Annotated in this window: 10 protein-coding genes and 1 pseudogene; 5 read left to right on the top strand and 6 right to left on the bottom strand. The window is 72.6% G+C overall.

Going from position 1 to position 12,675, the window contains the following annotated elements:
• Positions 1-18 precede the first annotated feature (18 nt).
• Both BKA18_RS22190 and BKA18_RS22185 read right to left on the bottom strand, forming a co-directional pair.
• Positions 19-1,317, bottom strand: a complete 1,299-nt coding sequence (locus tag BKA18_RS22190) for a PspC domain-containing protein (RefSeq protein ID WP_366044494.1) — start codon at positions 1,315-1,317, stop codon at positions 19-21.
• Positions 1,318-1,480: 163 nt separating this feature from the next.
• Complete coding sequence (locus BKA18_RS22185; protein WP_366044540.1) at positions 1,481-3,184, bottom strand: serine/threonine-protein kinase; 1,704 nt, start codon at positions 3,182-3,184, stop codon at positions 1,481-1,483.
• Between the two features lie 331 nt (positions 3,185-3,515).
• On the opposite strand from BKA18_RS22185, the gene BKA18_RS22180 reads away from it, so the two are divergent.
• Positions 3,516-4,973: a PspC domain-containing protein gene (locus BKA18_RS22180; protein WP_366044495.1), complete on the top strand. Its 1,458-nt coding sequence runs from the start codon at positions 3,516-3,518 to the stop codon at positions 4,971-4,973.
• Entirely contained in the window at positions 4,970-5,197 is a 228-nt protein-coding gene (locus tag BKA18_RS22175) for a hypothetical protein (RefSeq protein ID WP_366044496.1), read from the top strand. Before BKA18_RS22180 ends, BKA18_RS22175 begins: the two co-directional genes overlap by 4 nt.
• A gap of 149 nt (positions 5,198-5,346) precedes the next feature.
• Here the strand turns inward: BKA18_RS22175 and BKA18_RS22170 are convergent, their stop codons facing one another.
• Together BKA18_RS22170 and BKA18_RS22165 are read right to left on the bottom strand one after the other, a co-directional pair.
• Positions 5,347-5,892 carry a TQO small subunit DoxD gene (locus BKA18_RS22170; RefSeq protein WP_366044497.1) on the bottom strand — a complete coding sequence of 182 codons (546 nt, stop codon included), beginning with the start codon at positions 5,890-5,892 and terminating at the stop codon, positions 5,347-5,349.
• 404 nt (positions 5,893-6,296) lie between these two features.
• Complete coding sequence (locus tag BKA18_RS22165; protein WP_366044541.1) at positions 6,297-7,574, bottom strand: hypothetical protein; 1,278 nt, start codon at positions 7,572-7,574, stop codon at positions 6,297-6,299.
• Positions 7,575-7,898: 324 nt separating this feature from the next.
• Here BKA18_RS22165 and BKA18_RS22160 point away from each other — a divergent pair, with 324 nt between their 5' ends.
• Positions 7,899-8,627, top strand: a complete 729-nt coding sequence (locus tag BKA18_RS22160; RefSeq protein WP_366044498.1) for a hypothetical protein — start codon at positions 7,899-7,901, stop codon at positions 8,625-8,627.
• A 9-nt stretch (positions 8,628-8,636) separates the two neighbouring features.
• Positions 8,637-9,395 (top strand): bestrophin-like domain, encoded by a 759-nt coding sequence (locus BKA18_RS22155; protein WP_366044499.1) that lies wholly within the window; start codon positions 8,637-8,639, stop codon positions 9,393-9,395.
• A gap of 69 nt (positions 9,396-9,464) precedes the next feature.
• Here BKA18_RS22155 and BKA18_RS22150 read toward each other — a convergent pair.
• A pseudogene (locus tag BKA18_RS22150) lies at positions 9,465-10,256 on the bottom strand (class II aldolase/adducin family protein); the annotation flags it as partial.
• Positions 10,257-10,395: 139 nt separating this feature from the next.
• Here BKA18_RS22150 and BKA18_RS22145 point away from each other — a divergent pair.
• Entirely contained in the window at positions 10,396-10,887 is a 492-nt protein-coding gene (locus BKA18_RS22145) for an SRPBCC family protein (RefSeq protein ID WP_366044500.1), read from the top strand.
• 95 nt (positions 10,888-10,982) lie between these two features.
• Here the strand turns inward: BKA18_RS22145 and guaA are convergent, their stop codons facing one another.
• Positions 10,983-12,569: a glutamine-hydrolyzing GMP synthase gene (gene guaA, locus BKA18_RS22140; RefSeq protein WP_006603760.1), complete on the bottom strand. Its 1,587-nt coding sequence runs from the start codon at positions 12,567-12,569 to the stop codon at positions 10,983-10,985.
• Positions 12,570-12,675 lie beyond the last annotated feature (106 nt).

The raw sequence follows: 12,675 nt of genomic DNA, 5'->3' as shown, positions 1-12,675 counted from the left end.
GCCCCTGGCCCGGCGCCGTCATGCGTCGTGCTCCTGCGCCGCGCGCTCCATTTCCAGCTCGACGACCGTGCCGCCCTCGGGAGCGGAGCGCAGCCGGGCCGTCCCGCCATTGCGCTCCATCCGTCCGATGATGGACTCCCGTACGCCCATCCGGTCCTCGGGGACCGCGTCCAGGTCGAATCCGGGGCCGCGGTCGCGCACCGAGACGAAGACCGTGCGGCCCTCCACCTCGGCGAACACCTGCACCGCGCCGCCCTCGCCACCGTACTTGGCGGCATTGACCATCGCCTCGCGTGCGGCCTGCATCTGGGCGCCGAGCGCCTCGTCCAGCGGGCAGTCACCGACGACCACGACCTCGATGGGGACGCCATGGTGGTCCTCGACCTCGGCGGCGGCCTTGCGGACCGCCTCCGCCACGGTGGCCGGCTCCTCGTCCTCCTCCTTGCCGCGGCCCTCGGGCTTGTAGAGCCAGGCGCGCAGTTCGCGCTCCTGGGCACGGGCCAGCCGCGCCACTTCCCGGGGGTCGTCGGCGTTGCGCTGGATCAGGGTGAGGGTGTGCAGGACCGAGTCATGGACATGGGCAGCCACTTCGGCGCGCTCCTGGGCACGGATGCGCATCAGCCGCTCCTCGGAGAGGTCCTGGGTCATCCGGACGAGATAGGGGCCCGCCAGCAGCGCGATGCCGACGACGACGGCGAGGGAGGCCTGCAGCACCGAGCCGAGATGGCGCACCGATCCCTGCAGCACGACGATGATGGTCACCCCGACACAGACCAGCAGCACACCGGCCGCGCCGCGCAGCACGGGCAGCACGCCCTTGCGGCGGCCCAGCTCCAGCCACTGGGCGCGGCGGGAGTTGTCCGCCTGACGCCACACCAGGGCGACACCGGCGCCGATCAGCAGCACCGGCCAGACATAGCCGTCGGCCCGGCCCAGCTGGAACCGGGAGGCGACGATCGAGGCGCCGATGAGCAGCGCGATCAGCGCGAAGACCTGGCCCCGGTCGGGCTTGTGCCGCGGCAGGCGGCGCTTCCCGTCGGCCGCGGCGGGGTGCCGATGCTCCACGCCGCCGACGCCCAGCGGGACGAAGAACCAGAACGCGGCATAGAGCAGGGCGCCCATGCCGTCGGCCATGAACAGGGCCACGAACACGATCCGCACCCAGGAGACCGGCAGCCCGAGATGCCCCGCCAGACCGCGCGCGACACCGCCGAGAAGCCGCCCGTCGGCGCTGCGGTACAGCTTGCGCACGGGCGGCTCATCCGGGTCCGGCGCCGGGGCGTAGCCCGGCTCGGCGCGCGGTGGGGCGGTGGTCATGTCCCCGATCGTCACACGACGCCGCGGCACGGGGCATCAGGGACGACCCTGAAGCCGTCCCTGAACTTTCACCGGGCGGGCCCGGAGCCGGATCAGGAGCCCCGGGGCCGGACAGGGCGTCCGGAGCCGGACCGGGCGGCTGCGCCGGGTCCGGTGCCGACCGTCAGCTGGTCGGATCGGACCTGCGGAAGCCGTCCTTGATGTGCGTGAAGAGCTCCGCGAACTTAGACCAGTTGTCCTTTGGGGCGGTCACGCAGATCGCGTACTCCTTGGCGCCCTCGCGGCCGAACCCGAGGTCGACGCCCCGGAAGGCGCGGGCCCGGCCCTGGAAGGTGAACTCCCAGATCGCGGCGGGGTCGCCCTGGTAGACCGTGCGCTGCATCCGCAGCCGCGAGTAGACGGGGTACAACTTCTTGAAGGACCCCTCGACGTCCGTGAGGTGCTGCACCTGGTCGGGCGAGGAGAAGTCCAGGACGCTGAGAGTCATCTGGGCGCGTTCGGCGTCGGAGGAGTAAATGATCTCCCGTCCGCTGTCCCTGACCTGCCGCTTCCAGCCGTCGGGCAGCGGGAAGGTCACACCGAGCGCGGACTCCGTGATCTTGCGGTAGCCGGCGGGGAGAGCCGGCGGCGGGCCGAGCTTGTTGTCCGGGACACGGGGGCGCGCCGGGACGTCCTTGTCCGAGGCCTCGTTGGTCACGCCGGTGTCGTCGCGCTGCGTCAGGTACCAGGCCGTGCCCACCCCGCCGCCGGCGACCAGCACCCCGACGACGGTCCAGACCGCGATCCGGGCACCCCTTCGCTTACGGGGCTTCTTGCCGCCGGAGGGAACGTCCACCGGGCCGGTCTTGGCCTCGCCGCCGGCGTCCGCGCCCATACCGGTAGCGGTGCCGTTCCCCGTCCCGGTACCCGTGCCGTTCCGTGTGCCGGTTCCGTTCCGTGTGCCGGTTCCGTTCGTGGCGTACTCCGGGGCGGCGCCGTCCCCGCCCGTGGGCGCCACCGCACGGGTCGGCGCCTCCGTCTGCCCGTTCGTCGTGGCCGAGTCCGGGGCACCCCGCCCGACCGTGCCCAGCGCGAGCGTCGGCCAGCCGAGCATCGCCGTGTCCACCTCGGCCTCGGCGGCCCGCAGCGCCTGCTCGACGACCTCGGCCGACGGCCGGTCCTGCGGCTCCTTGGCCAGCAGCGCCTCGATCAGCGGGGCCAGCGAACCGGCGTTGCACGGCGGCTCGTGCGGGTCCATGGCAATCGCGTAAGCCGTCTCGACCGCGGTGTTCTTCCGGAACGGCGGACGCCCCTCGACCGCCTGATAGAGCGTCGCGCCCAGCGCCCACAGATCGGAGGCGGGCCCCGGCGTTCCGCCCTTGACCCGCTCCGGCGCCAAGTAGTCGATGGAGCCCACCAGCTCACCGGTCTTGGTGAGCGTGGAGGCACCGCTGGCGACCGCGATACCGAAGTCGGTGAGCACGACCCGGCCGTCCTCACCGAGCAGCACGTTGCCCGGCTTGACGTCCCGGTGCAGCACACCGGCGGAGTGTGCGGCACGCAGCGCCGCGATCATTCCGCGTCCGATACGGGCGGCCTCGCGCGGGGTGAGCGAACTGTCGGCCCGTGCGGCTTCCTTGATGGCATCGCCGAGTGTCGTGGAGGGGACGTATTCCATGACGATGCAGGGCAGCCCGGCGTCGTCCACGACGTCGTGCACCCCCACCACATTGGGATGGTTGATGCGCGCCGCGGCCTGCGCCTCGCGGGTGGTGCGCTCATGACGCGTTGCCAGTTCGTCCTCTTCGAGCTGCGGCGAGACATGCAGTCGTTTGACCGCCACCTGGCGCCCGAGGAGTTCGTCCCGGGCCCGCCAGACGGTCCCCATACCGCCCTGGCCTATCCGTTCAACCAGGCGATATCGCCCGGCGACCAGTCGCCCCTCGTTCACCGACCCCGCCTCCGTCACCGCGCGCCCCTCCGGAGCCCCGTACGTATACAGGGCGCAACGATAGTCGCCACTGCGGGCGGACAGACCTTTGGCCACCACACGTACACGCCCTTCTTTCATGCCGCGACAACAGCCCGGGGTCATATGCGAACCCACGAGGGGTTTCACCGCCCCCTGGGGCGTCTCGGGGCCACCGGCCGCAGATCTCAGGGATCCGCCAGGGTTTTCACCGATGCCGGGGCTCGGCGTTCCTTGTCACCATGGGCTCATGAGCGATACAGCCCCCGTCGAGGAACCGGCGCCCGGCGACCCCGCCGGCCCCGCCCCGGCGCCTGCCGCCCCGCTGCGCCGCAGCCGACGGCAGAAGGTGATCGGCGGGGTGTGCGCCGGCCTGGGCCGGCAGTCGGATCTCGACCCGGTGATCTTCCGGATCGTGCTCGCCGTGCTCTCCGTCGGCGGCCTCGGCCTCATCGTCTACGGCTTCGCCTGGCTGCTCATCCCCCTCGACGGCGAGGAGGAGAACGAGGGCCGCCGGCTGCTTTCCGGCCGGGTCGAGGGATCGGCGCTGACGGCCCTGCTGTTCGCTCTGGTCGGCTGCGGACTGTTCCTGACCACGCTCGGCAAGGGCAGCATGATGTCGTTCGCCATCATGCTGATGCTGGCGGTGGCCGGCTCCGCCTATTGGTCGCGCCGGCGCCGGCAGGTGGGGGCGCAGGGCCCGGAGTCGCTCGACTCCGCCACCGCACATGCCGTCGCCGATGCCCCGCCCGAGACCAAGGCACCCCCGGTGCCGGCCTACCCCTCCTGGTGGCGCGACCCGCGCTCCAGGGAGGCGACCGGTCCGGCCTATCTGTGGGGACCGGACAACACCCCGCTCCCGCTCGACATCAACTACCGGTACGAGCACGGCACCGGCGCGCCCACCGCCCCGTACGGCTCCTGGACCGGCGGGAGCCGGCCGCCCGGCAGCCCCTCCGCGCCGCCGCACGGCGCCCCTCCCGCCCCGCGCCGAACTCGCCACAGCGGCCGGTCGATCGGCGGCTGGACCTTTCTGCTCGCGCTGCTCGTCGGCGGCGGCACCGCGCTCGCCGTCTCCCGGCATGACGGCCTCGTCCCGTCCCTCCAGTCCGCGCTGGCCTGTGCGCTGGCCGTCTTCGGCCTCGGGCTCGTCCTCAGCGCCTGGTACGGACGGACCGGCGGCGGCACGGTCTTCCTGGTGGTAGTGACCGCCCTGCTGCTGACGGGGGCGGCGGCAATGCCCCGCAACCTCACCACCGACTGGCAGAAGCGCACCTGGACGCCCACCAGCGTCGGTGCCGTCCGGCCGCACTACGAGGTCGGGGCGGGGGAAGGCACGCTGGACCTCGGCGACCTCCCCCTCAAGGACGGCCGTACGGTCCACACCAGCGTGGACGTGGCCTTCGGCCGCCTGGAGGTGCGACTGCCGCAGGGAGTCAGCGCCCGCCTCCATGTCTCGCTCGGGCTCGGCGATGTCCAGCTCCCCGGTGAATCACCCCACGACGTGGACCTGTCGGCGGGCAACCGGCAGCGGACCATCACCCTGCCCGCCAACGGCCTGAAGAAGGGCGAGAAGCCGCGCGGTTCGGTGGATCTGGACCTCCATATCGGCGCCGGGCAGGTCGCCATCGAACGCCTCGCGCCGGACTCCGCCCCGCCGGCCCCCGTCGCGCCGACCGCCCCGATCCCCCAGGGAGCCTCCCGGTGAAACGCCACCCCTTCGAACCGGCCCGCCTCATCTCGGGCCTCGCCGCCCTCACCGTCGGCGCGGGCTACGGCCTCGACGCCCTCGACCTCTGGCAGGCCCCCGGCCTCTGGCTGCTCCTGGCCCTCCCCGCCGGCCTCGCCCTCTCCGGCATCGCCGCCGCCTGGACCTCGGCCCGCCGCCACCGCACACCGCCCGCAGCCCCACCACCCGCCACGCCCTCTTGACCAGGCGCACATCCTCCTGTCCCGGCACCGCCCCCGCACCCCGACGGACGCCGCACCCGGTCACCCGGCCGCCCCGCCACCCAGCAACCGCCCGGCCAGCAGCCCCCGCCCGCCCAGGGCCTGTCCGACCCTGACCCATCGGACAGGCCCTAGCCGTACAGCTGCGCCCCGTGTCGCTTGCGGCGGTTCGAGAGGGCGGAGTCCAGGGAGAACCTCGGTGTCCCGGCCAGTACGAGCGGGACCCAGGCCATCAGGTAGGCCAGGTCGTTGCCGTAGTAGTACGGCGTGGTCGCCCAGCTCACGGTGAGCCACAGCATCAGCGAGATCAGCGCACCGCCGAACGCCGCCAGCCGCCCCAGCAGACCCACCAAGGTTCCCAGGCCGACCGCCAGTTCACCGGCCGCGATGGCATAGCCGAAGATCACCGGATTCTGCTGCGCAAGGTCGATGAGCTGTGGAAACGCCGCTGCGTCATGGGCTTGGCGCAGTGTTTCGCCCAGTGAGCCCGCACCGTTGGCGGACAGAAACGCCGGGTCCGTCAGCTTGTCGATGCCTGCGTAAAGGAAAGTGGCGCCCAGGAAGAGCCGCAACGGGAGCAGCGCATGGCGCGCCCACTGTCCCCGCATTCCGGTGGCGGGGCCGTCCAGGCTCGCACCTCCGAATTCGGCACCCATCGTGCGATTCGCATGAACCATGACGTCCGCCTCTCCGTTACCACCGGGCGCACACGATTGTGCCCGCGCCCGCGCCTCGTGGGGAGATACGTACGCACATGCGCAAGAGGTTCAACGGATGGATGCACTTCCGGCGGCTGGGGCACACTGAAAGGTCACGCCCCGACCGTCACACCACCGCGGACGGCACTGCCGACGGTGACCGGCCGATGGTGACCGGCCGACGGTGACCGGCCGACGGTGACCGGCCGACGGTGACCGGCCGAGGAAACAGCCCGACAGAGGAGACGACCCGGCCCCGGACGCCCCGCCGCCAACGCCCCGCACCCGCCCCCACCTGCCCCAAGACACACCGCCGGGGCCCAGCTCCCCCAGGCGCCCCGAAGATCCGCAGGCTCCTAGGCCCCGGCGGACACCCCCACCCCTCAGTCCAGAATGTCCAGCGGATACCCAGCCGTCTCGACACCAGCGGCCGTGATCACCCGGACCTTCACCCGGCCCGGCTCGACATCGACCGGCACCGGGACCGTCAGCACCCCGTCCGTGGGATTGGCGAAGCCGCCGGCCACCGGGACCAGGGGGACGGGGACATGGACATCGCCGATCCGCACCACGGTCCGGGCGAGCCGGTCGGGCGTGCCGGCGCCCGGCGGGACGAAGCCGGCGCCGCGGATCTCGATGTCGTCACCGGTGCGGACCGGTGCGGCGAGGTCGCCCAGCTCACGGGAGCGCACAACGGAGAGGATCACCGGGCGGCCGCCCGTCACGAGCTTCCCCATCAGGGAGGTCACCCCGGAGAGCCCCGCCAGAAGCACCAGCCCCCAGGGCAGCTGCGGCAGTTCGTTCGCCTGCCGCGCCAGCCGTACCAGGGCACAGCCCAGGACGGCGGCGTTCACCAGGACGTACTGCACGTCCAGGAAGCTGCCGCGCCCCGCGTCGTCCGTCAGCAGATCGGCGGCGCGCGGCCGCTCCGCCGGAACCTTCTGCAGCCACCCGGACCGCACCCGCGCGCCGACCAGCCCGTAGGCCAGCACGGCCACCCCGCAGGCGACGGCGAGCATCGCCAGCAGGGAGCCGGACCGTGCGAGCGCCAGGCCCTGGAGCAGGGTGCGCCGCGCCTCCGGGGTGCCGGCCAGCGCCAGTTGCACCGCGAGCGTCAGGACGGCGTACAGCACCGCACCCGCCCAGCCGGCCGCCACCGTGCGCGAGGTGGACAGCCGCCCGTCCTCCCCGATCAGCGGTGCCAGCGCCCCGCCGTGCGCCCGGTGCCACCAGGCCGCCGCCGTCACCCCCAGCGCGAGGACGACGGCCGCGAGCAGCCCCGCCGTCCGGGTCGCCGTCCAGCCATGGGCGAGGGCGGTCAGCGCCTGCCCGAGTAGCACGGCCACCACCGCGCCCCAGACGCCGAGCAGGGTGCGCCGCCGTACCGTCGTCAGCCAGGTGACCCGCTCGGCCGCACGCCGCTTGGTCAATTCCTGTGCGGAGAGGGTGAGTTCGTCGGAGACCCACTGCCGGGAGGCGCCGGCGGAGCGGGCGAGCCCGGCCGGCACCCCGCGCCCGGCGGCGAAGTCCTCCCGCAGCGCGACGAACGCCGCGACCGCCTGCCGGTGCCCCACGCGGGCGCCGTGCGGACACTGCCCGCACCGGCACTCACCGCCGTCGGCGCCCTCCGCGCCCTCCCCCGGCTCACCCGCACCGCTCATCCCGCCCGCCGCATCCACCGCCACGTCCGTTACCGCCCCGCCACCGTCATCAACTTGTCCCGTACAAGGGGGAATTGTGCCGTAGAAAGCCGGGTGCGATATCAAACATCCAGCTGGCGGCGGGTGGTGGGGCGCATTGGCGCGTTGACGTACGGCATCGGGAGCGCCGGGAAGCCGTGTGCGCCCCGGCATTTCCGTACCGGCGTACGTATCCGTCCGCACATCCGACCGGCCGCGCGCCGGGAAATACAGCCAGGTCCCCTATTTGGGCGAACCGGGCTACGGCGACGGCTGAGCCGTCCGTGTGCTGCGCAAGCTCTCGCCGTGTGCCACGTACCCGGACCGCACAGGTCACTCAGAGCGCCCCGGCCGGCGGGACCGCCGCCGCGCCGGCCCGGCGACCGGCGGGGCGCCCGCCCCCCGCAACTCCTGCGCGCCCTGGGACGCCTGGCGCCCAGGCTGCTGGCGGCCGCCGCCGTGTGTCTGCTGCTGACCGGGGCCGCCGCGCTGCTCGCCACCGCCCCGGCGGCAGCCGCCGCTGCCCCCTACGGCCGCCCGGTCGCCGGCGACAACTGCGCGTACGCCGGGACCGCGCCGCCGGTGGACGTGCCGACCGGCTTTCCCATGCCGCACGGCTGGCACTTCCCCTGCACCCGGACGACACCGCCGGCCCCGCCGCCGCCCCGCCCGCCGGCCCCTCGTCCGCCCGCCCCCAGGCCGACGCCGCCGCCCCCGCCCCCTCCCCGGGCCCGGACGACACCGCCTCCGCCGCCGTCCCCGCCGCCACGACCCACTCACCACGCCCGCCCCGCCGTGCCCCCGCCCCCCGCTCCCCGGCCGTCCCACGCGCCGAGCCACACCCCGACCCGCCGTCCCCCCTCCCCGCCGCCCGTCCTGCCCCGCAGCCATGCGCAGGTGTCCCACAAGCCGCACGGCAGGCGCTCGATGGTGACCACGGTCCTGCTGCTCACCGCTCCGGCCGTGCTGGCCGGGGCCGCCCTCCGTCCCCGTTCGAGCTCCTCGTCCGGTTCCGCCGGACGCCGTTCCTCGTAGGAGGTCTCCATGTCGCAATGGCTGGTGCTGACCATCGCCATGGCCGCGGTCTGCGGCGTCGTCCTGACCATCACCGTCCTCAAGGAGCGGCGGATCACTGAGGACGACGACCCGACCGAAACGCCGGATGTGATCGAGTATCTGACGATGATGGTGGGGGTGGTCTACGCGATCGTGCTGGGCCTGGCCATCGCCGGCGTATGGGAGGCGAGGAGTGCGGCCGAGGACACCGTACGGACCGAGGCCCAGGCGCTGCACGAGGTCGGTGCGCGGGCCCGGGCCTATCCCGCGCCGGTGCGGGACAAGATCCGTGCGGATGTCGGGGCCTATGTGACGTATGTGGTGCACAAGGAGTGGCCGGTCATGGCCGAGCAGGGCGAACTGACCCGGCGTGGCAGCGATCTGCTGACGAAGGTCCGGGCGGACGTCACCGACTACCGCCCGCGCAACGACTTCGAAGGGCAGTCCTACCAGCCCCTGATCGATCAGGTCGCGGCGGCCGACGGGGCCCGCGCCGCCCGTGCGGACGCCGCCGGTTCGACGCTGCCGGGCGTGGTGTGGTTCGGGCTGATCGCCGGGGGCGCCATCTCCATCGGCGTGATGTTCACCCTGCAGATCCGGCGTTCGGGGCGGGAGTTGCTGATGGCCGGGCTCTTCAGCGCGCTGATCGCCTTTCTGCTGTTCCTCGTCTGGGACTTCAACGCACCGTTCAGCCACGGCATCTCGGCGACCGTGGCGCCGCTGCGCGAGCTGTTGCCGCCCTCGTGAGCCCGAGGGGCCTGCGGGACGGACGGACGCCCCGCAGGCCCGACCCCGCAAGCCCCCTCAAGACCGCCCTCAGTCGAAAAGATCCGGCTCACTGCGGGCGATCTGCTGGTACAGCGGCTGGTAGTTGATCCAGGCGACCAGGTCGTTGCCCAGCTGTTCGCGGGTGTGGACGGCGCTGTGGTGGTCGATCAGCACCGGCTTGCCGGCCGCCTTCGCGGTGAGCTGGACCTGGCAGGAGCGCTCCATCGTGAGGAACCACCACGCCGCCGCGTCGACCGAGTCGCCGACCGTCAACAGCCCGTGGTTGCGCAGGATCACGGCCTTGTGCGGGCCGAGGGCGGCCGCGATCCGCCGGCCCTCCTCCTCGTCCACGACCACGCCCGTGTAGTCGTCGAAGAGCGCATGGTCCTCGTAGAAGGCGCAGACGTCCTGGGTGATCGGCTCCAGCAGCTCGCCCAGCGCGGACAGCGCCCGGCCGTACGTGGAGTGGCTGTGCGCCGCGGCGACGACGTCCGGGCGGGCCCGGTGGACCTGGGCATGGATGGCGAACGCGGCCTGGTTGACGTGGTAGCGGCCCTCGACGACCTTGCCCTCGGCGTTCACCAGGATCAGATCGCCGACCGTGATGTGCCGGAACGACATCCCGAAGGGGTTGACCCAGAAGCAGTGCGGGAACTCCGGGTCGCGGGCGGTGATGTGGCCCGCGACGCCCTCCTCGAAGCCGCAGCGCCCGAAGAGGCGCAGCGCCGCGACCAGGCGCTCCTTGCGGTGGCGCCGTTCGCCCTCGACGGTCTCGTGCGTCGGCGGCATCGCGAAATGCAGCTCTTCGGTGGGTATGGGCGTCGGCTCGGGCATCGCGGCTCTCCTCCTGGCACGTACGGCTCTTGATGCTCGAAGCGGAAGCTACCTTTCACTACCGCAGGTAACCAGGGCCAAGACGGACACAGATCGGTCGGCCTGCATCATGAACGCACCAGAAACGGCAGCGGAGGGGCACATTATGAGAGCCGTATCGGTCAGCAAGGACATCAGCGCCACACCGGGGCAGCTCTTCGCCGTCCTCCGGGACCCGGCCCGGCATACGGAGCTGGACGGCTCGGGCATGCTGCGCGGCCGCCCGGAGGGCCCGTCGCCGCTGGGGCCCGGCGACCGGTTCAGCATGGGGATGGCGCAGGGACGCCTCGCCTACCGGTCGGTGAACATCGTGGTGGAGTACGAGGAGGACCGGCTGCTGGCCTGGGAGACCTGGGGCGAGGTCGGCGGCCGGCGGCTGGTCGGCGGGCAGCGCTGGCGCTACGAGCTGACGCCCGTGGACGGCACGGAGCGCACGGACGGCACCGAGGCCGCGGGGACCACCCGGGTCACCCACACCTATGACTGGTCGCGCGCCCGGCTCCCCCGCCTCGTCGTCGAACTCCCCGGCTTCCCGCGGCGGATGGCCCCGGCGATGGCCACGACGTTGGAGCGCCTGGCCTCGGCCGTACGGGGCTGAGGACGCGACCGCCTCCGCGCACTCCCCCACGCCGCAACGCACCACGCCGCCGCCCGGTGGCCCGGACGGCGGCGTGGGTCAGGCGGCGAGTGGGATCACTCCCACTCGATGGTGCCCGGCGGCTTGCTGGTGACGTCGAGGACGACGCGGTTGACGTCGGCGACCTCGTTGGTGATGCGGGTGGAGATGCGGGCCAGCACCTCGTACGGCATCCGCGTCCAGTCCGCGGTCATCGCGTCCTCGGAGGACACCGGGCGCAGCACGATCGGGTGGCCGTACGTCCGGCCGTCGCCCTGGACGCCGACCGAGCGGACGTCGGCGAGCAGGACCACCGGGCACTGCCAGATCTCGCGGTCCAGACCGGCCGCGGTCAGCTCCTCGCGGGCGATGGCGTCGGCCTCTCGCAGCAGGTCAAGGCGCTCCTTGGTGACCTCGCCGACGATGCGGATGCCCAGGCCGGGGCCGGGGAACGGCTGGCGCTGGACGATCTGGTCGGGCAGGCCGAGCTCGGTGCCGACCATCCGGACCTCGTCCTTGAACAGCTGGCGCAGCGGCTCGACGAGCTCGAACTCGATGTCGTCGGGGAGGCCGCCGACGTTGTGGTGCGACTTGATGTTGGCGGTGCCCGTGCCGCCGCCGGACTCGACGATGTCCGGGTAGAGCGTGCCCTGGACCAGGAAGGCGACTTCCTCGCCCTCGGCGCCGGCGTCGGCGACCAGCTCGGCCTGGGCCTGCTCGAAGACGCGGATGAACTCGCGGCCGATGATCTTCCGCTTCTGCTCGGGGTCGCTGACCCCGGCCAGTGCGGTCAAGAAGCGCTCCTCGGCGTCGACGACCTTCAGCTGGACGCCGGTGGCGGCCACGAAGTCCTTCTCGACCTGCTCGGACTCGCCCTTGCGCTGGAGACCGTGGTCGACGTAGACGCAGGTCAGCTGGTCGCCGATGGCCTTCTGCACGATGGCGGCGGCCACCGAGGAGTCCACGCCGCCGGACAGCCCGCAGATCGCACGCTTGGTGCCGACCTGCGCGCGGATCGCGGCGACCTGCTCCTCGACCACGCTGGTGGTGGTCCAGTTCGGCTCGATGCCCGCGCCGCGGTAGAGGAAGTGCTCCAGGACCTGCTGGCCGTGCGTGGAGTGCATGACCTCGGGGTGGTACTGGACGCCGTAGAGCTTCTTCTCGTCGTTCTCGAAGGCGGCGACCGGGACCACGTCGGTGGACGCGGTGACCGTGAAGCCCTCGGGGGCGGCGGAGCAGGCGTCGCCGTGGGACATCCACACCGACTGCTCGGCGGGGGTGCCCTCGAAGAGGGTGGATCCCGGGCGGGCGACGGTCAGCGGGGTACGGCCGTACTCGCGGGCGCCGGTGTTGTCGACGGTGCCACCGAGGGTGGTGGCCATGAGCTGGAAGCCGTAGCACATGCCGAAGACGGGGACACCGGCCTCGAACAGCGAACGGTCCAGGCTGGGGGCGTCCTCGGCATAGACGGACGAGGGACCGCCGGAGAGGATGATCGCCTTGGGGTTCTTGGCGAGCATCTCGGTCACCGGCATGGTGGACGGCACGATCTCGCTGTAGACCCGGGCCTCACGGACTCGGCGGGCGATGAGCTGGGCGTACTGTGCGCCGAAGTCGACTACGAGGACGACGTCCGGGGCAGCGGCAGGGGGCGCTGATGGCACTTCGGCGGCCTTCCGGCGGTGTGGAGCGGGGTTGGACTTTCGATTCTAACGGGCTCATACTGAGCCCCATGAACAAGCAGCTGACCTTCGTCTTTACCTATGGCAC

It is taken from the genome of Streptomyces auratus (genome assembly GCF_050433025.1).
Classification (GTDB): Bacteria; Actinomycetota; Actinomycetes; order Streptomycetales; family Streptomycetaceae; genus Streptomyces; species Streptomyces sioyaensis.
The sequence above is the reverse complement of the archived record's forward strand: the minus strand, read 5'-3'. Positions and strand labels throughout refer to the sequence as shown.